Raw genomic sequence first — 19,751 nt, 5'->3', positions numbered from 1 at the left:
CCGGCGTGGGGCGCGTGGTGCTCGGCGACGACCGGACCGGGGCCGCCGACGCGAGCGGCGCCGAGCGGCTCGTCTGCGCGATCGACTGGGCCGGCCCGGTGGGCCTCGCGCTGGCCGGCGAGGCGGACGTGCAGGCCGCCTGCGGGCTCGCCCAGGTGCACGGCCGGCGGTACGGCGGCCCGACCCCGCTGGGGATCGACTACGCCGGCGCGGTGGCCGGTGTGTTGGCCGTACAGGGGCTCCTGGCGGCCCGGTACGCCGCGTTGCGCGGCTCGCCGGTGGCCGAGGTGCGGGTCTCGGTGGCGGGCGCCGCGCTGCTGGCGATCGGCCAATACCTGGCGACGGCCACCGCCGACGGCGAGCGCGGCGGCGACGGCGAGCACGGTGACGTCGACGCCGCCTCGCACCCCGCGCTCGCGCCGGACCAACCCGGCAGCGTCGCACCGCCGTTCACGAGCCTCGACGGGGTCCGGTTCGAGATCGAGGCGCTCGAGCCCGGGCAGTGGCTGGCCTTCTGGGAGCACCTCGGCGCCGACCGGCGGACGATCGGCCGGGGCTGGCCCGGATTCCAACTCCGGTACTCCACCGCCCGCTGTCCGCTGCCGGCCGAGCTGGCCGACGCCGCCGGCGCGGTGGGCTACCGGGAGCTGATGGCGGCGGCCATCGGCGCGGGCGTGGGAATCGTGCCGGTGCGGGCCGCACCGGCGGGCGAACACCCGGGCCCGCCCTGGCGGATCGCCCGCTGGGAGCAGCGGGCCGAGGGACCGGGTGCCGTCGGGGAGCGGGGCGCCCGCGCGACCGTGGCCGGCCGGGCACCGCTGGACGGGCTGGTCGTGGTGGAGATGACCCGCCGCCTCCAGGGCCCGCTGGCCGGGCACCTGCTGGCGCTGCTGGGTGCCCGGGTGGTTCGCGTCGAGCCGCTCGGCGGCGATCCGCTGCGCGGCGTCCCGCCGATGGCCGGTGACGTCTCGGCCCGCTTCCACGCGCTCAACCGCGGCAAGGGCGTGCTGGAGGCCGACCCGCGCACGCCCGCCGGGCAGCGCGCGATCCGCGAACTGGTCTCCGGTGCCGACGTGTTCCTGCACAACCTGGCACCCGGCAAGGCCGAGCGGTTCGGTCTCGGCGCCGACCGGCTGCTGACCGAGCAGCCCGGCCTGGTGCACGCCTGGGCCTCCGGCTGGGGCGAACTCTTCGGCCGCGAGGCACCGTTCGGCACCGACTACCTGGTCCAGGCGCACAGCGGGCTGGCCGCGCTGCTCACGCCGCCCGGCCGGCCCGTCACGCCCTCGCTGATGACGGTGACCGACATCTTCGGCGGCCTGATCAGCGCCGAGGGCGTGCTCGCCGCCCTGCTGGCCCGGGCCAACACCGGGCACGGGCAGCGGGTGGACTCCTCGCTCTGGTCGGCGGCCGTCACGCTGCTCGGTACCGCCACCGCGCCCACCGCGTCCCCGTCCCGGTTCGCGCCCGCCACCGCCACCGAGCTCGCCCGCGATCCGCGCTTCGCCGCCGCGCTGCACCACGACCGCTGCCGACTGCCCCGCCCACCCTGGGAGTTCCGTCCGTGACCGCCCGCACGCCCGTGCCCGCCGCCGCCCCTTCGGGGTGGACCTCCCGGCAGGGCCTCGAACTCGCCGACCTGGTACCGGCCGAGGCCCGCGCCTCCTGGTCCGACCAGGGCCACTACCCCGACCAGGACCTCTACCGGCTCTTCCGCGCGCGGGTGGCGCGACACCCCGGGCGGCCCGCCGTCATCGACCCGGCCGGGAGCCTGAACTACGCCGAACTCGACCACCGGGTGCGCGGGATCGCCGCGGCGCTGGGCCGGGCCGGGATCCGTTCGCGGGAGATCGTCGCGATCCGCCTGCCGAACGGACGGCACGCGGTGGCCGCCGAGCTCGCGGTGGCCGCCCTCGGTTCGGTCGCGCTGACCTTCCCGGACGGGCGCGGCAGCGCCGAGGCGCTGAGCCTGCTCGCCCGCTCCCGCGCCACCGCACTGGTCGCCGGCGCCGCCACCACCCGCGCCGTCACCGCCGGGGCGGCCCGACTGCCCAGTCTGCGCGCCGTGTTCACCTTCGAGGAGGCACCGCCCGGGGTGCGCCGGCTGCTGCCCGCCCACCGCGGCGGCACCCCGCCCTTCGTCCCGGTGACGGCCCACCCCGGGGCGCCCGCCCGGATCCTGGTCTCCTCCGGCTCCGAGTCCGAACCGAAGATGATCGCCTACTCGCACAACGCGATGGCCGGCGGTCGCGGCAACTACCTGCGCGCGGTCTACGCGGACACCGAGGTGCCGCGCGCGCTGGTGCTGGTCCCGCTCGCCTCCTCCTACGGCTCGCTCGGCACCGTCACGCTCTACCGGCACGGCGGGACGCTGGTCCTGCTGGACGGCTTCGACGCGGCGAGCGCGCTGCGCGCCGTCACCGTGCACCGTCCGACCCACCTCTTCGGCGTGGCCACCATGCTGACCCGGATGACCGCGCTGGCGCCGGCCCCCGACGAGGACCTCGGCTCGCTGCGGTCCCTGGTCCTCAGCTGCGACGGGATCCCGGCGCCGGTGCTGACCGCCTGCCTGGACCGGTTCGGCTGCCCGGTGAGCAACCTCTACGGCTCCTCCGACGGCATCAACTGCCGTGTCGAGCACCGCCGTCCGAGCGAGGACGGCACCCTGCTGGGCCGGCCCGACCCGGCCGTCTGCGAGATCCGCGCCTTCGACCCGCAGGGCCGGCCGCTGCCGCCGGAACAGGACGGCGAACTGTGGGCGCTCGGCCCGATGACCCCGCTGGGCTACGTCGGCGCGCCCGAACTCGACGCCGACCGCCGGGTGCGGGGCTGGGTGCGCACCGGCGACCACGGTCGGCTGACCGCCGACGGCCGGGTGCGGCTGCTGCGGCGCAACAGCCAACTGGTCAAGCGCGGCGGCTACTCGATCAGCCCGGCCGAGGTCGAGCGGCACGTCGCCCACCACCCCGCGCTCGCCGAGGCGGTCTGTGTCGCCACGCCGGACCGGGAGTTGGGTGAGCGGCTCTGCCTCTGCGTGGTCCCGCGGGCCGGCCTGCCCACCCCGCGGCTGGCCGACCTCAACCGCTTCCTGGAGGACGTCCGCGGTCTCGAACGCCGCAAGCTGCCCGAGCAGTTGGTCGTGCTCCCCGAACTCCCGCTGGGCGCCACCGGCAAGCTCTCCCGCCCCGAACTGAGCCGCCTGGCGGCAGCGGCGGTGGCGGACCGCCCGCAGGTCCCCGTGGAGGCCCGCTGACCGATCGGGCCGCCCCGGCCCCGCCCGCGCGGGCTGACCGTACGACAGAGGACCCCCACGGCACCGGGACACCCGCCGTGGGGGTCCTGCTGCTGGTCCGACAGGTCCCCGGGTCGCGCCACCGCCGGTGAACCGAACACCGGAACCACCCGTCCGGCCGCTTCCGCACTGGTGATCGATTTGACAGGGTGGACCTCGTACCCGGCGGCATCCCGGAGCACGGAGGTGGCACGATGAATCGGACCCCGCAGGCACTCGTCCCGCCCGGCGGCCTGCCCGCCGAGCCGACCGCCGGGCCGGCCGGCGCCCCGCCCATCGCTCCCCCGGGCGTCGACCAGGTGGTGGAGCGGATGCGGGCCCTGCTGCCGACCTTCCCGCCGGGCGACGGGGTCGGCGTCTTCCACGGGATCTACCTCACCGTCACCGAGCTGGTCCGCGACCAGCTGGCGCAGGCGTACTTCGAGGACCCGGCCGCGATGGCCGTCCTGGACGCGCTCTTCGCCGGTCGCTACCTGGCCGCCGTCGACGCGGACGCGGCCGGGAGGCGGCCGCCCGCCTGCTGGCGCCCGCTCTTCGAGCTGCGGCGGCACCCGGGGATCCACCCGCTGCAGTTCGCCCTGTGCGGCATGAACGCCCACATCGAGCACGACCTGCCGCTCGCCGTGCTGGACGCCGCCCGGCTGCTGGGGCGCGATCCGGAGTCCTTCGAGGTGGACTACCACCGGATCAACGACCTGCTGGCCCGGGTCGAGGCGCGGGTCCGCCAGGAGTTGCTGCCCGAGCCCGCCGCGCTCGACGCCGCCGAGCCGCTGCTGCACGTGCTCGGCGTCTGGAGCATCGACGGGGCCCGCGACGCCGCCTGGGCCACCGTGCTGGCGCTGCGCGCGCTGCGGTCCGGCCCGGTCGCGTACGCGGCCCTGAGCGCGGCCCTCGACGGGTCGGTGGGCATGGTCGGGCGCGCGCTGCTCACCCCCGTCGGGCGCTGACGCATCGCCAGAAAACGGACGGACCGGCGCGGTTACCGGCGCACGTATTGACGCATGCCATTGGTCTCTACCAATGTGGGGGTGCCGCGGCCCGCCCCCACACAGTCCGGCGGCGTGCACCTCGCGCTGCCCCGTTCCAAGGAGGACCCGCCCATGAGGCGTGTCACCCTCCCCACCGTCACCGCCGTCAGCGCCCTGCTGGCCGGCGCCGTCCTGCCGCTCTCGCTCTCCGCCGCGTCCACGGCCCGGGCCGACGCCGCGGCGCAGTCCGGCCTGGTCGCCACCCTGACCGAGCCGCAGAGCTGGCAGAGCGGCTTCGAGGCCGACTACACGGTCACCAACCACACCAACCAGACCGTCAACTCCTGGTCGATCACCTTCGACCTGCCGGCCGGCGAGAGCGTCAGCACCGCCTGGAACGGCACGCTGACGCAGAGCGGGACCCACTACACCGTCAGCTCACCGAGCTGGGCCTCCCCGCTGGCTCCCGGGGCATCCGCCCCCGCGGTCGGCATGGACGTCTCGGCCTCCGGCACCCAGGTGCTGCCCGCCAACTGCCTCATCAACAACCAACCGTGCACCGGCGTGCCCTCCGACACCAGCGCACCGACCGTGCCCACCGGCCTGAAGGTCACCGGAGCCGGCCCGAACGCCGTCTCGCTCGCCTGGAACGCCGCCACCGACAACGTCGCCGTGGTCGGCTACCACCTCTACGAGGGCACCGCGCTGGTGGCCTCCACCACCACCGGGACCTCGGCCACCGTCAGCGGCCTGCTGGCCGGCAGCACCCACTCCTTCGCCGTCACCGCCTACGACCTGGCCGGCAACGAGTCCGCCAAGTCCGCGGTGGTCAGCGGGGTGGCCGGCAGCGGAACCGCGCCCGGCGTGGCCGCGCCGTTCGTCGACCTGGGCGCCTGGCCCACCCCGAACCTGCCGCAGATCGCCGCCGCCACCGGCATCAAGCAGTTCTCGCTGGGCTTCATCGTCAACGGCACCACCGCCTGCACCGCGAGCTGGTTCAACGCCTTCGACCCGGGCACCGGCTGGAACAAGGCCGACTTCGACGCGGTCCGGGCCGCCGGCGGCGACATCCGCCCGTCCTTCGGCGGGGCCAACGGCACCGAGCTGGCGCAGTCCTGCACCACGGTGCCCACGCTGACCGCGCAGTACCAGAAGGTCGTGGACACCTACGGGCTGGACCGGATCGACTTCGACATCGAGGGCTCCGCGGTCTCCGACCACACCTCGGTGGACCGCCGCTCGGCGGCGATCGCCGCCGTCCAGGCCGCCCAGCGGGCCAAGGGCCGCGACCTCAAGGTCACCCTGACCCTGCCGGTGCTGCCCAGCGGCCTGACCACCGACGGCGTCTACATCCTGCAGTCCGCCAAGGCGGCCGGGGTGAACGTGGACGCCGTCAACGTGATGGCGATGGACTTCGGCAACGTCGAGGCGCCCAACCCGTCCGGGAAGATGGGCGCGTACGCGATCCAGTCGGCGCAGTCCACCCGGGCCCAGGTCGCCCAGGTGTGGCCGGCGCTGACCACCGCGCAGACCTGGGCGATGGTCGGCGTCACCCCGATGCTGGGCCAGAACGACAACACCGACGAGGTCTTCGGCCTCGCCGACGCCCAGCAGTTGCTCACCTTCGCCCAGCAGAACCACCTGGGCGAGCTCGCGTTCTGGGAGGTCACCCGGGACGGCAACGCCTGCACCGGCAGCCTCTTCAAGTGCACCAACATCGCCCAGACGCCGTACCAGTTCTCCAAGATGTGGGCCGGCTACACCGGCTGACCCGCCACGGCACTCGCATCCGCACACGCGTCGAGCCCCCGACCCGCCGTCACCGGTGGGTCGGGGGCTCGACGCGTGCGCGGTCAGGCCCAGCTGGAGTGCAGGGGCTTGCCCTCGGCGTAACCGGCCGCGCTCTGCACGCCGACGATCGCCTTCTCGTGGAACTCCTCCAGGCTGTTGGCGCCCGCGTAGGTGCAGGAGCTGCGCACGCCCGCGATCACCGAGTCGATCAGGTCCTCGACCCCGGGCCGGGCCGGGTCCAGGAACATCCGCGAGGTGGAGATGCCCTCCTCGAAGAGCGCCTTGCGGGCCCGGTCGTAGCCGGACTCCTCGGCCGTGCGGTTGCGCACCGCGCGGGCCGAGGCCATCCCGAAGCTCTCCTTGTACTGCCGCCCGTCGGGAGCGGTCTGCAGGTCGCCCGGCGACTCGTAGGTGCCGGCGAACCAGGAGCCGATCATCACGTTGGACGCACCGGCCGCCAGCGCCATCGCCACGTCGCGCGGGTGGCGCACGCCGCCGTCCGCCCAGACGTGCCGGCCCAGCCGGCGCGCCTCGGCGGCGCACTCCAGCACGGCGGAGAACTGCGGCCGGCCGACGCCGGTCATCATCCGGGTGGTGCACATGGCGCCCGGGCCGACCCCGACCTTGAGGATGTCCGCGCCGGCCTCCACCAGGTCGCGCACCCCGGCGGCGGAGACCACGTTGCCCGCCACGATCGGGATCCGCGGGTCCAGCCCGCGCACCGCGCGCAGCGCGCTGATCATGCTCTCCTGGTGCCCGTGCGCGGTGTCCACCACGAGCACGTCGGCGCCGGCCTCGATCAGCGCCTTGGCCTTGCCCGCCACGTCCCCGTTGATGCCGACCGTGGCCGCGACGCGCAGCTTGCCGGCCTCGTCGACGGCCGGCGTGTACAGCGTGGCGCGCAGCGCGCCCTTGCGGGTCAGGATGCCCACCAGCCGCCCCGCCCCGTCGACCACCGGGGCGACCTTGCGGTGCCCCTCGTTCAGCCGCTCGAAGGCCGTGCGCGGGTCGATGTCCTGGTCGAGCAGGAGCAGGTCGCTGGACATCACCTGGGAGACGCTGGTGAAGCGGTCCACCCCCTGGCAGTCCGACTCCGCCACCACGCCGACCGGCCGACCGTCCTCCACCACGACCAGCGCCCCGTGCGCCCGCTTCGGCAGCAGCGCCAGCGCGTCGGCGACCGTGGCCCCCGGCGCCAGCGTGACCGGCGTGTCGAACACCAGGTGCCGCTGCTTGACCCAGCCGATCACCTCGGCGATGACCTCGGTCGGAATGTCCTGCGGAATCGCGACCAACCCGCCGCGCCGCGCCACCGTCTCCGCCATCCGCCGCCCCGCGATGGCCGTCATGTTGGCCACCACCAGTGGGATGGTCGTCCCGGTGCCGTCGTTCGAGGAGAGGTCCACCCCCTGCCGGGAGCCCACGGCGGAACGGCTGGGGACCATGAAAACGTCGTCGTACGTCAGGTCGTACGATCCCGAATAGCGGTCGTCGATCGTACCGGTCTGGGGATTCAAGAAGCGCATGAACGGGGCTCTCTGACTTCGGGAGGGTAGACCTCGGGTGCAGGTAGGGCCGGCCGGCCGAGCGCACTCGGGCGCCCCGCACCCAACCGTCGATCCTTACGGATACCCAGCTCGAAAGCCAGTTCACACGCGAACGCTGAAGATCCACACAAGAGCAGCCGACCGCAGTGCCCGGGAAGCTGTAGGAACCTCCACATCAGTGACCGGGCGCACGGGCGAGGGCCGCGTCGATCATCCGGCGAGCGGCCGCGGTCAGTTCGTCCAGGTCCGGCGCCGGGCGGGAGCGGGCGAGCGCTCCGGCCAGCCGGTCGTAGAGCAACCCGTCCGTCCACGCCGCCAGGAGTTCGGCGGCCTCCTGGGGCCGGTCCGCGCCGAGCGCGGCGAGGATCTCGGCAGCGCGGGCGCGTGCGACCTGTCCCGCCCGGTGGAGCTCCGGCTCCAGTTCGGGGTTGCGGGCCGCCTCGAGACTGAGCTCGAAGCGGGCCAGCTGGCGCGCGCGCCCCACCGTCAACCAGCGGTACAGCAGCCCCGCCAGGACCGCCGCGGCCGCCTCCCGGTCCGACGGCACCGCGGTGGTGGCGTTGTCACCGTCGTTGCCATCGTCGATGTCGCCGACGTCCAGCTCCGCCAGTCGCTGATAGCAGGCGACGATCAGAGCCGTCCGCGTCCGGAAGTAGTACGAGGTACTGCCCGCCGGCAGTACCGCCGCGCCGTCGACGGCGCGGTGGGTCAGGCCGCGCAGCCCGGCGGCGGCCACCAGGCCGATCGCCGCGTCCGCGATCACCGTGCGGCGGTCCGGCGCGGATGAGGGAGTGGAAGGAGTGGACACGACTCCCACTCTACAGATGTAGAGTCGAGTCACGTCCTCTACGGATGTAGAGGAGTCGGGCCAGGGTGGGAGTGTGACATGTCGGAGCGACGTCGAGCGGTCGTGGTCGGTGCGGGGATCGGTGGGCTCGCGGCAGCCGTGGCCCTGCACCGCCGCGGCTGGCGAGTCACGGTCTGTGAGCGGGCGCCCGAGCCGACCGTCGTGGGCGCCGGGATCGTCCTCGCCCCCAACGCCTTGCGCGCCTTCGACGCCATCGGCTTCGACGTCGTCCGAGCTGCCGGCAGCGCCGCACCTGCCGCGCTGGGCCTGCGCCGCCCCGACGGCCGTTGGCTGCATCGCGCCGACACCGGCGCCATGACGGCCCGGTACGGCTCTCCCCCGCTCGCCGTGCATCGCGCGACCCTGGCCGGGGCGCTGGCCGCCGGACTGCCCGAGGACGCGATCCGCTACGGCGCCGCCGTCACCGCCGTGGACGGCGCCGACGACCGGGCCGACAACCCGGCCGACCGCCCGGTGGTCCGTACCACGTCGGGCGAGATCACCGCCGACCTGGTGATCGCCGCCGACGGGATCCACAGTCCGCTGCGCCGACGCCACTTCCCGGCCCATCCCGGCCTGCGCTACAGCGGCGAGACGGCATGGCGCAGCGTCCTGCCCGCCGACGGTCCGCCCCCGGCGGAGGCCGCCGAGACCTGGGGCCGCGGTGAGCGATTCGGCGTCGTCCCGCTCGCCGACGGCCGGGTCTACCTCTACGCGACCGCCGTCGTCGCCGAGGGGTACCGCCCCGCCGACCTCCGCGCCGAACTCCTGCGCCGGTACGGCACTTGGCACGACCCGATCCCCGCACTGCTGGGGCGGCTCGACCCGGCCGCGGTGCTCCAGCACGACCTCCACGACCTCGCCGCACCGCTTCCCCGCTACCACCGGGGTCGCCTCGCCTGGCTCGGCGACGCCGCCCACGCCATGACCCCCAACCTCGGCCAGGGCGGCTGCCAGGCCGTCGAGGACGCCGCGGTCCTCGCCCACCTCCTGGACGGCACCGACGCGGCCGGCGTACCGGCCGCGCTGGCCGCCTACAGCGGGGCCCGCTGTGCCCGCACCGACGCCCTGCGGGTCCGGTCCCGCCGCGCGGGCCGGATCGCCGCCCTCACCCACCCCCTCGCGGTGGCCGCCCGCGACCTCGCCCTCCGCGCCGCCCCGGCCCGTACCGCGCGGCGGGCGACGGACGACCTCTTCGGCGGCCTGAACGGCCTACCCGCCAGCGTTGCCCCTGGTCAACCGTGACCGGCGCCGGGTTACCCGGCGGCCATCGGGTAGTCGGTGTACCCGCCGGCGCCGCCCTGGTAGTACGTGGCCGGGTCACCGATGGCGAGTTCGCGGCCCAGGGCGAAGCGGGCGACGAGATCCGGGTTGGCGATGTAGTGCGTGGCGAACGACACCGCGTCGGCGATCCCGGCCTGGATGACGGCGTTCGCGGACTCGCGGTCGAAGCCGAGGTTCGCGATCAGCGGACCGTCGAAGCGCCGTCGGAAGCGGTCGATCGCGGCGAAGTCGGGAGTGGCGCCTGGCGTGGCGGGCTCTGCGCCGCGCAGGTGCAGGTAGGCAACAGGGTGGTCGCCCAGCTCCGTGACGAGTTCGTCGTAGTCGGCGAGCGTCGACTCGTCGGCGGTGAAGGTGTCGCCGGCGGTCCAGTAGGGGGAGAGGCGGACGCCGACGAAGCGTCCGTCCCAGGGGGCGGCGACCACGTCGATGATCTCCAGCAGCAGGCGGCGCCGGCCGACCCGGTCGCCGCCGTAGCCGTCGGTGCGGTGGTTCAGTCGGGGGTTCAGGAACTGAGGGATCAGGAACGAGCCGATGGCGTGGATCTCGACGCCGTCGAATCCGGCCTCCCGGGCGTTGCGAGCGGCAGCGGCGTATTCCGCGATCGTGAGCTCGATGTCCACGGCGGTCATCTCCCGGGGAGTGACGGTCTCCTGGAACCCGCTCGGGGTGAACGACATCTCGTGCGGGTTGATCGCCGACGGCCCGCCGGGCAGCGCACCCCCGTGGTGGTCGGGGTGCGAGGCGGCGCCGGCGTGCCAGAGTTGCAGCACGATGCGGCCTCCGAGGGCGTGCACGGAGTCGGTGACCCGCCGCCAGCCGTCGATCTGCTCCTTGCGGTAGATACCGGGGACGTTGACGAACCCGATGGCCCGCTCGCTGACCCAGGTCCCCTCGGTGATGATCAGCCCGGCGCCGGCCCGCTGGCCGTAGTAGGTGGCGTGCAACTCGGTCGGCACCAACCCCTCGTTGGCGGCGCGGGCCCGCGTGGTCGGAGCCATCACCACCCGGTTGGGCAGTTGCAGGCCGCCGAGTTCGGCCGGGCGCAGCAACGGCTGGTCAAGGGCGGTCCGTACGGTCGTGGTCATGGCTCGTGGCTCCTCGTCATCGGGTCGGTCACCTCGGCGGGCCGGGGTCCGTCATGAAGGTGACGGGACACGTCGAGGAAAGGTGACCGATGGACGAACAGGACCGGCTGGCCGAACGGTTCGAGGGGCACCGCGGTCACCTGCGCACGGTCGCGTACAGGATGCTGGGCTCGATCGGCGAGGCGGAGGACGCCGTACAGGAGGCGTGGCTGCGGCTCGGCCGAGCCGACGGCGGTGCCATCGAGAACCTGGCCGGCTGGCTGACGACGGTCGTCTCCCGCATCTGCCTCGACCTGCTGCGCTCGCGCACGGCACGGCGGGAGGACCTGGCCGGTCAGCAGCCGCCCGACCAGGTCGGGGAGGCCGACGACCCGGAGCAGGAAGCACTGCTGGTGGATTCGGTCGGCCGGGCACTGCTCGTGGTACTGGACACGCTGGCGCCCGCCGAGCGGATCGCCTTCGTCCTGCACGACCTGTTCGCGGTGCCGTTCGAGCAGATCGCTCCGGTGGTGGAGCGTTCGCCGGTGACCACGAAGAAGCTCGCCAGTCGCGCCCGCAAGAAGGTGCGGGGCACCTCGTCGGTACCCGCAGCCGAGCTCGCCCGCAACCGGCACGTCGTCGACGCCTTCCTCGCCGCCTCGCGCGGCGGCGACCTGACGGCGCTGCTCGCGGTGCTGGCCCCGGACGTCGTCCGCCGCGCCGACCCGGCGGCGCTGCCCGTGGGCGTGGCGACCGAGGTCCGTGGTGCGCGGGCCGTCGCCAGGGAGACGATGGTCCTCGGTCGCAGGGCGCGCTTCGCCGAGCCGGTCCTGGTGAACGGTGCCGTGGGCATCGTCGTGGCCCCGCACGGACGGCTACTGCTCGCGCTCACCCTCACCATCGAGGGCGACCGGATCACCGCGTACGAGGTGCTCGCCGACCCCGCCCGCCTCCGCCGGCTCGAACTGGCGGTACTGGCCGCGCCGGCGGCCTCCCGAGAACTGTTCCGGGACCCCTGAACGGGTGACCCGCGCGCGGGGTGGGGCCGGCGGGGACTTCCCCCAGATGTGAGGGGTGTTGCAGCGCCTGGCTCAGCGGAAGGTGTGGGCGCTACCCCTCCCCGGGGACGGACTCTGCCCAACGTTCGGAACCTCCGAATCCGCGGCCCGAGCACGGGCGGGGCACCTGCGAGTGCTTCCGTTCGCCTGGCCGACGTCGGCTGTGCAACCGGCGGACCCGTGGTGTCCCTCCGGTGCCCCAACAATCCGGTGGTGCCGATTGGGCTAGCCCAATCGGCAGCCGTGCCCGACCCGTAGCCGGAAGGACGCCCCCGCCATGAGCCGAAGCCGATCCGCAGTACCACGCCCCCACCGCACCACGACCACCGCCGCCACCGTCGCCGTGGCCCTGGCCGCCCTGGTCGGCTCCGCCGCAGCCGTCGCGCCACAGCCCGCGGCGGCCGCCACCCAGAGCGCGAACCTGCTGCTCAACGGCGGTGCCGAAACCTCGCAGTGCAGCCCGGGCGGTTGGGAGGAGACGACCGTGCCCGGCTGGCAGCTCGTCTCCGGTGACCCGGTGATCAACTGTTACGGCGTCCCGACCGGGGCCGCCACCACCACCCCGGGCTCGCCGACCAAGGGCGGCGCCTACTTCCAGGGCGGCTCGCGCGGCTCCTCCGAGATGACCCAGAGCACCGACGTCTCCTCGGCCGCGAGCGCCATCGACGCGGGCGGCGTGCACTCCACCGTCTCCGGATGGCTGGGCGGCGTCGGCAGCTACAACGACGCCGCCGCCGTCACCGTCACGTACCGCAGCGCGGGTGGCGCCTCGCTCGGCACCTCCTCGATCGCCCCGGTGCTGGCCACCGACCGCGGCAGCGTCACGAAGTTCGTCCAGCGCAGCACGACCACCGCCGTGCCCGCCGGGACACGGTCGATCGCCACCACCGTCGACTTCACCATGACGGGCACCCAGAACGACGGCCTGGCCGACGACCTGGCGCTGACCCTGGACACCCCGGTCACCGCCCCGACGCTGACCGTCCCGGCCTCCACCGTCCCCACCTACGACCACGTCTTCGTCGTGATGATGGAGAACAACAACTACTCGGCCGCCTCCAACACCGCCGACGGCGGCGCCGGCATCATCGGCAACGCGGCCGCGCCGTACATCAACAACACCCTGGTACCGATGGGTTCGCTCTTCACCAACTACCACGCGGGCACCCACAACTCGGACCCGAACTACGAGCAGATCGCCTTCGGCAACTCCTACGGCCGCAGCAACCAGGCCGTCGGCGGCGGCAACGCCAACTGCATCACCAGCACCGCCTGCACCGCGACCAACAACGGCCTGGGCGACAACCTGGACGCGATCGGCAAGAGCTGGAAGCAGTACACCCAGACCCAGACCGGCAACTGCCAGACCACCGGGAGCGGTGAGTACTCCCCCGACGACGTGCCGTTCTACTACGCGGCGAAGATGAAGAACGACAACGCCTACTGCCAGGCACACTGGCAGCCGCTGCCGCAGCTGCTGAACACCGACCTCAAGTCCGCCGCCACCACGCCGAACTTCGTCTGGTTCGACCCGGACTCCTGCTACGACATGGAGGACTGCGGCATCGGCCCGGGCGACACCTGGCTCGGCCAGACCCTGCCCACCCTCTTCAACTCCCCGGCCTGGACCCAGCAGAAGTCCCTCCTGCTGCTCACCTTCGACGAGGACGGCGCGGGCTCGCCCGGCGGCTGGGGCCCCGGGCAGACCAACCAGGTGATGACGCTGGCGATCGGCTCGCAGGGCACGGTGAAGGCCGGATATCAGGACCCCAACCGGTACGACCACTACAGCAGCGCCCGGGTGATCGAGAGCGCGCTGGGCATCACCACCATGACCGACAACGACAAGTGGGCCACCCCGTTCAACGAGGTGTTCACCGGCTCCCAGGCGGGCGGCAACACCGTCACCGCCGTGAACCCGGGCGCGCAGAGCGCGACCACCGGCACGGCCGCCTCGCTCCAGCTGACCGGCACCGACTCCGCCCCGGGCCAGACCCTCACCTGGACCGCCACCGGCCTGCCCACCGGGCTGACCGTCAGCTCCGGCGGCCTGATCTCGGGCACCCCGACCACGGCCGGCACCTTCGCCGTGACCGCCACCGCCACCGACACCACCGGCGTCTCCGGCTCGGCCACCTTCACCTACACCGTGACCTCCGGCACGCTCTACACCGTCCAGCTCGCCAACTCCACCGCGGAGACCGGCACCTGTGGCACCGGCTCCGGCGGCCACCCGGCCCAGGGCTGGACGGCCACCGCCAACTCGCCCCAGCAGGTCTGCTACGGCGCGCCCTCCTACCCCACCGCCGCCCAGGGTCCGCAGGCCCCGGCCACCCCCGGCAGCGCCTTCTTCGACGGCGGCCCGTACGCCTCCGCCCAGATGACCCAGACCGTCGACGTCCGGAGCCAGTCCGCGCGGATCGCCACCGGCACCCTGCCGTACGCCCTCACCGGCTGGATCGGCGGCTACAGCTCGCAGGGTGACAACGCCGGTGTCGTGGCCACCTTCCTCGACGCCTCGGGCAGCGCCCTCGGCACCGCGACCCTCGCCCCGGTCACACCCGCCCAGCGGAACAACCAGACCGTCCTGCTCCGCGAGCAGGCCACCGGCACCGTCCCGCAGGGCACCGCCTCGGTCCGCTTCGCCGTCTCCTTCACCCGCACGGGCGGCACGGACGACGACGGGTACGTCGACGACCTGGGCATGACCTTCGGCAGCTGAGCCCCCTCGGGCGTGGCCGAGGCCCGAGGGGGCCTCGGCTACGCTCGCTCCCGTGAGCAGCCTCCCCACCGACCCGATGCCCTCCCCGCCGCCGCTGGCAGCGGTCCGCGCCGGGGTGCCGGAGCACGGCGAGCCGCCGAAGTACTACCAGGTCAAGCAGAAGATCGACGCCGTCCTGGAGGAGCTCGGCCCCGGCACGCCGCTCCCGACCGAGCGGGTGTTCGCCGACCGTTTCGGCGTCTCCCGGATGACGGTCCGCCAGGCCATCCGGGAGCTGCGCCTGGAGGGCCGCGTCCAGCGCAGCGGCCGCTCCTCGGTGGCGGGCCGGCCCAAACTGGTGCAGCCGTTGACCCTCGCCAGCTACACCGAGGGCGTCCGCCGCCAGGGCCACCGCCCCGGCCGCCGGCTCGTCGTCCTCGAACAGCTCCCGGCCACCGCCGCTCTCGCAGCCGCCCTGCAGATCGCCCCCGGCGCCCCCGTCTTCCACCTCGAACGCCTGCTGCTCGCCGACGACGAACAGGTCGGCCTGGAGAGCACCTACCTCTCCGCCGCCCGATTCCCCGACCTGGGCGACGAGTTCGACCCGGCGACCTCGCTCTACGCCTATCTGCGCACCCACGGCGTGGCCCTCGCCGACGCCGACGAGCGCATCGAGACCGTGCTGGCCTCCCCCCGCGAGGTCCAACTCATCGGGACCAGCCCGGCCCTCCCGATGCTCCTGCTCAACCGCATCACCCGCGACCCCGCCGGCCGCCCCGTCGAGTGCGTCCGCTCCCTCTACCGCGGCGACCGCTTCAGCTTCACGGCCCACCTGACCGAAGGGCGGTGACCCGCCGCTCGGACCGGCAGGGGTCGGCGGGTCCACCGCGATTGGATGACCTTCAGTCCGCGTCGAAGGCCGTCGGCGCGGCGTCCGGCAGGAGCTGCTCGCTCCAGATGACCTTGCCGTCCGCGGTGTACCGGGTGCCCCAGCGGTGGGCGAGCTGGGCGACCAGGAAGATGCCCCGGCCGCCCTCGTCGGTCGTCGCGGCCCAGCGAAGGTGCGGGGCGGTGCTGCTGGCGTCGGACACCTCGCAGACCAGGCTGGTGTCGTACAGCAGGCGGACCCGCACGGGAGGGGTGCCGTAGCGGATGGCGTTGGTGACGAGTTCGCTGAGGATGAGCTCGGTCCCGAAGCCGATCTCCTCCAGGCCCCACTCCGCCAGGCGGCGCAGGCAGGCCGAGCGCAGCGGAGCGACGGCCGACGGGTCGGCCGGGACCTCCCAGGAGGCCCACCGGTCCGCGCTCAGCAGACCGGTCCGCGCGACCAGCAGTGCCACGTCGTCGGCCGGGTGCGGGGGGAGCATGGCCCGGGTCACGGCCTCGCAGAGCTGCTCCGGGCCGCTCGCCGGTTCCTGCGCCATGCTCGCGGTCAGCACGGTCCGCAGCTGCGTCAGACCCTCGCCGATGTCCCTGGCGCGCGACTCGACCAGCCCGTCGGTGAACAGCACCAGCCGTGAGCCGGGGGCGAGACGGAGCTCGGTGGTCTCGAACGGGTGGCCCCCGACGCCGAGCGGGGGCGAGAGCGCGATCCGCGGGTACTCCACGGCTCCGTCGGGCGTGATCAGGGCCGGTCGCAGGTGGCCGGCCCGGGCCACCGAACAGTCGCCGGACACCGGGTCGTACACCGCGTACACGCAGGTGGAGCCGGCGATCTCCGGGCCGGTGCCCTCCTCGTCGAACTGCACGACCAGTTCGTCCAGCCGGCCGAGCACCTCGGCGGGCGGGAGGTCCAGCGCCGAGAAGTTGCGGATCGTGGTGCGCAGCCGGCCCATCGCCACGGCGGCGTTGATGCCGTGGCCGACCACGTCCCCGACCACCAGGGCCGTGCGGAAGCCGGGCAGGGCGATCACGTCGAACCAGTCACCGCCCACCCCCGCGTGGGCGGGCAGGTAGCGGTAGGCCACCTCGAGCGCGGTCCGCCGCGGCAGCGTGCGGGGCAGCAGGCTGCGCTGCAGGGCCACCGCCAGCCCGTGCTCCCGGGCGTAGCGACGGGCGTTGTCGACGGACACCGCGGCCCGGGCGGCCAGCTCCTCGGCGAGCACGAGGTCGTCCTGCCCGAACGGCTCGCTGGTCGGTGACCGGCGGAACTCGACCAGGCCCAGCACGACCCCGCGCACCGACAGCGGTGCCACCACGGCGCGGCTGCCGGGTCCGTCCCCGCCGGGTCCGTTCCCGTCAGGTCCGTCCCGCGCCAGGACGGCCCGGCCCAGCGCCAGGCTTCGACCCCGCGCCGTCCCCTCGGCAGCGGTGAGAGCGCCGCCGACCTGGGGTGACGCCTCCTCGTGCCCGGCTCCACTCAGCGCCATCCGGCGCAGCCGCGGGTCGGCGCCCTCCGGCTCCTCGCCCCGCGTCACCGGCTCGCGCAGGTCGACCGCGACCGTGTCGGCGAAGCCGCCCAGCGCCACCTCGGCCAGGTCCTCGCAGGTGCGGGTGATGTCCAGGGTCCGGCCGATCCGCATGCCGGCCTCGTGCAGCAGCCGCTGGCGCTGCCCGGCGGCGGCCACCCGGCTGGTGAGGTCGTGCAGCTCGGTGGAGTCGCGCAGGGTCACCACCCTGCTCGGCCTGCCCCCGTACGGGGCCGTGGGGCGCTTGCTCACCGCGAGCAGCCGATCTCCCGCCGGGTGGATCGCGTCGGTCAGGTCGGCGTCGGAGGTCAGCAGCGCGGCCGTCGCCGGGTCGAGGCCCAACTCGGCGATCGGCCGCAGCTCGGTGCCGGGCGGCAGGTCGAGCAGCCGTCGGGCCTCGTCGTTGGCCAGCAGCAGCCGCCCGTCCTCGCCGACGATCAGCACCCCTTCGCGCACCGCGTGCAGCACCGCGTTGTGGTGGTCGTACATCCGGGCCAGCTCGGTGGGTCCCAGGCCCCGGGTCTCGCGCTGCAGCCGCCGGGCCGCCAGCGCCGTGCCGACGGCCGCGAGCGCGAGCGCGGCCCCGGCCGCGGCGAGCAGGATCGGGATGTGCGTGCCGACCACCGAGTTGACCCGGCCGACGGTGATGTTGGCCGCGACGACCCCCTTCGGGGTCCCGTCGGGCGCGAAGACGGGCACGGCGGTGGTGATCGAGCGGTAGCCGGCCTGGTCCGACTGCTCGAAGGTGACCGTCCGCCCGGCGCGCAGTTGGGGAAGGATGTCGCGCGCCACGCTCGCCGGCGGGGCGTAGGGCCGGCCGACGTAGGAGGGGTAGGGGGAGGTCAGCTGGACGTAGGAGGTGTTGAAGACCACCAGCGAGTCCACCGCGGTGGCCTGGCGGACCGCCTCCGTCTCGGGCTGCAGCACCGCCGACGGGTCCGGGCCGTCCAGGGCCTGCACGAGTCCGGGCCCGTGCGCGAAGCTCTCCGCGACGCTGCGGGTGACCCGGCGCGCGTCGCTCTCGGCACTGGACTTGGCCTGCAGCACCATCGCCGTCACGGCGCCGACCACCAGCAGCAGCACGATCACCAGCTGGACCAGGAAGATCCGCCCGGCCAGACTGCGCACCGACAGCAGGGAACGCATCCCCGTCGCGTCCCGCGGCTGCGCCGGGGCGCCGTCGCGGGGAGCCGGGTGCCGGAGCCGCAGTCTCACCACATCCCATCATTGGCGGCGCCCGCGCCCGCCCGCAACCGGCCGCCCCCACGACCGTCCGGCCTCGCGGGGGCTGGACGCACGCCCAAGCCCCCGGCTCCCATGCCTCTTCAGGACAGCGGTCCAGGGCCCGACCTGGCGGTCGCACCCACCACCGGGGCGCCGGGGGACTCGACCCGGGCCTCGCCGCAGCAGCGCGGGAGCCGGGCGCCGTGACCCGTCGCGATCCTGCGTGGCGCACGGGCCGGAGGCGGGGTCTGGGCGAGACTGGCGTTCATGCGAGTGGCGATCATGACGGCGGGTTCACGCGGCGACGTGGCGCCCTACACCGGGCTCGGCCACGCTCTGGTGCGGGCCGGGCACCAGGTCACACTCGTCACCCACGCCGGTTTCGCGCCGCTCGCGGAGGCGACCGGCATGGGCTTCCACGCGCTGCCGGTCGACCCGCGCGCGGAGTTGCGATCCGCGCGCGGACAGGCACTGCACCGCAGCACCACCGGCGCCGGGAAGCTGGTCCGCGTCATCGCCCTGGCCCGGTCCGCGGTCGCCCGAACGGTCGACGACCTGCTGCAGGCCGCCCGCACCAGCGACGTCCTGCTGCTGTCCAGCTCGCTCGGCCCGCTCGGCCACACCATCGCCGAGGGACTCGGACTGCCGAGCATCGGCGTGTACCTCCAACCTCTCGCCACCACCGGCGACTTCGCTCCTCCCGTCACCGGCACCCGCTCCTGGGGGCCGCTGGGCAACCGGCTGGCCGGCCAGGCCGTGAACGCCGCCGTGGACCGGATCTTCGCGGACAGCGCCCGCGCCCTGCAGAGGCGCCTCGACCTCTCCCGCACCCGGCCCCGCGCCGCCCGCCGGGCCCGCGAGCGCCAGGACTGGCCGATCTTCCACGGCTTCAGCCCCCTCGTGGTGCCACGCCCGAGCGACTGGCGCCCCGGCCTTCGGATCACCGGGTACTGGTGGCCCCACGACCCGCCCCGCGCCCAGCTCCCGGCCCGGTTGCAGGCCTTCCTGTCCGCCGGCCCGCCACCGGTCTTCGTCGGCCTGGGCAGCGCCACCGTCGCCGACCCCGAGCAGCTGAGCCGCACCGTCGTGCGTGCCCTGCGCGCGGCCGGACTGCGGGGTGTGATCCAGCGCGGCTGGAGCGGGCTGTGCGGCGAGGGCGACGACATGATCACCATCGACGAGGTGCCGCACCACCTGCTGTTCCCGCACATGGCCGCGGCCGTCCACCACGCCGGGGCGGGCACCACGGCGGCCGCACTGCGCGCGGGCATTCCGGCCGTCCCCCTCCCCGTGCAGTTCGACGCCGCGTTCTGGGCTGCCCGGCTCACCGCCCTGGGCGTCGCCCCCGCCGCGATCCCGCTGCGCCGGCTCACCGCCCAGGCCCTGACCACGGCTCTCGTCCGGGCCACGACCGACCCGTCCTGTGCGCGCCGCGCCCGGGCCCTGGCCGGCCGCATCCGCCAGGAGGACGGAACGGCCCCGGTCCTGGCCGCCGTGGACCGCCTGGACACCACCGGGTGGCGCCGGGCGCGATCGGACTGACGTGTCGACCGACGTGTCAACCGAC

At 74.4% G+C, this 19,751-nt stretch carries 13 protein-coding genes; 9 read left to right on the top strand and 4 right to left on the bottom strand.

The window, feature by feature from the left end; all coding sequences use genetic code 11:
- From ABD323_RS20195 to ABD323_RS20180, 4 genes are all read left to right on the top strand, one after another.
- On the top strand, positions 1–1,568 hold a 1,568-nt coding region (locus tag ABD323_RS20195), incomplete at its 5' end, for a CoA transferase (protein ID WP_344443144.1).
- Complete coding sequence (locus ABD323_RS20190; protein WP_344443143.1) at positions 1,565–3,253, top strand: class I adenylate-forming enzyme family protein; 1,689 nt, start codon at positions 1,565–1,567, stop codon at positions 3,251–3,253. The genes ABD323_RS20195 and ABD323_RS20190, both read left to right, overlap by 4 nt.
- 233 nt (positions 3,254–3,486) lie before the next feature.
- Positions 3,487–4,239 (top strand): DUF5995 family protein, encoded by a 753-nt coding sequence (locus ABD323_RS20185; RefSeq protein ID WP_344443142.1) that lies wholly within the window; start codon positions 3,487–3,489, stop codon positions 4,237–4,239.
- A gap of 153 nt (positions 4,240–4,392) precedes the next feature.
- Positions 4,393–6,030 carry a glycoside hydrolase family 18 protein gene (locus ABD323_RS20180; protein ID WP_344443141.1) on the top strand — a complete coding sequence of 546 codons (1,638 nt, stop codon included), beginning with the start codon at positions 4,393–4,395 and terminating at the stop codon, positions 6,028–6,030.
- 83 nt (positions 6,031–6,113) lie between these two features.
- On the opposite strand, the gene ABD323_RS20175 is transcribed toward ABD323_RS20180, so the two are convergent.
- Together ABD323_RS20175 and ABD323_RS20170 are read right to left on the bottom strand one after the other, a co-directional pair.
- Positions 6,114–7,577: a GuaB1 family IMP dehydrogenase-related protein gene (locus ABD323_RS20175; RefSeq protein WP_344443140.1), complete on the bottom strand. Its 1,464-nt coding sequence runs from the start codon at positions 7,575–7,577 to the stop codon at positions 6,114–6,116.
- Positions 7,578–7,773: 196 nt separating this feature from the next.
- A complete protein-coding gene (locus tag ABD323_RS20170) occupies positions 7,774–8,406 on the bottom strand; it encodes a TetR/AcrR family transcriptional regulator (protein ID WP_344443139.1) in 633 nt (210 codons plus the stop codon).
- A 78-nt stretch (positions 8,407–8,484) separates the two neighbouring features.
- Here ABD323_RS20170 and ABD323_RS20165 point away from each other — a divergent pair, with 78 nt between their 5' ends.
- On the top strand, positions 8,485–9,690 hold the full coding sequence (locus ABD323_RS20165; RefSeq protein ID WP_344443138.1) for an FAD-dependent oxidoreductase: 1,206 nt from the start codon (positions 8,485–8,487) through the stop codon (positions 9,688–9,690).
- Between the two features lie 11 nt (positions 9,691–9,701).
- Here ABD323_RS20165 and ABD323_RS20160 read toward each other — a convergent pair whose 3' ends face one another.
- The gene (locus ABD323_RS20160) at positions 9,702–10,814 is read right to left on the bottom strand and encodes an alkene reductase (protein ID WP_344443136.1); all 1,113 of its coding nucleotides are present in this window, start codon (positions 10,812–10,814) and stop codon (positions 9,702–9,704) included.
- A gap of 89 nt (positions 10,815–10,903) precedes the next feature.
- On the opposite strand from ABD323_RS20160, the gene ABD323_RS20155 reads away from it, so the two are divergent.
- The 3 genes from ABD323_RS20155 (at position 10,904) to ABD323_RS20145 (ending at position 15,402) form a co-directional block, all read left to right on the top strand.
- Positions 10,904–11,812 (top strand): sigma-70 family RNA polymerase sigma factor, encoded by a 909-nt coding sequence (locus tag ABD323_RS20155; RefSeq protein ID WP_344443135.1) that lies wholly within the window; start codon positions 10,904–10,906, stop codon positions 11,810–11,812.
- 316 nt (positions 11,813–12,128) lie between these two features.
- Positions 12,129–14,573: an alkaline phosphatase family protein gene (locus tag ABD323_RS20150; RefSeq protein WP_344443134.1), complete on the top strand. Its 2,445-nt coding sequence runs from the start codon at positions 12,129–12,131 to the stop codon at positions 14,571–14,573.
- Positions 14,574–14,649: 76 nt separating this feature from the next.
- Entirely contained in the window at positions 14,650–15,402 is a 753-nt protein-coding gene (locus ABD323_RS20145; protein WP_344443147.1) for a GntR family transcriptional regulator, read from the top strand.
- Positions 15,403–15,454: 52 nt separating this feature from the next.
- Here ABD323_RS20145 and ABD323_RS20140 read toward each other — a convergent pair whose 3' ends face one another.
- A complete protein-coding gene (locus ABD323_RS20140; protein ID WP_344443133.1) occupies positions 15,455–18,106 on the bottom strand; it encodes a SpoIIE family protein phosphatase in 2,652 nt (883 codons plus the stop codon).
- A 360-nt stretch (positions 18,107–18,466) separates the two neighbouring features.
- On the opposite strand from ABD323_RS20140, the gene ABD323_RS20135 reads away from it, so the two are divergent.
- Entirely contained in the window at positions 18,467–19,726 is a 1,260-nt protein-coding gene (locus ABD323_RS20135) for a glycosyltransferase (RefSeq protein ID WP_344443146.1), read from the top strand.
- The last annotated feature ends 25 nt before the right edge of the window (positions 19,727–19,751 follow it).

It is taken from the genome of Kitasatospora nipponensis (genome assembly GCF_039528135.1).
Classification (GTDB): domain Bacteria; phylum Actinomycetota; class Actinomycetes; order Streptomycetales; family Streptomycetaceae; genus Kitasatospora; species Kitasatospora nipponensis.
The sequence above is the reverse complement of the archived record's forward strand: the minus strand, read 5'-3'. Positions and strand labels throughout refer to the sequence as shown.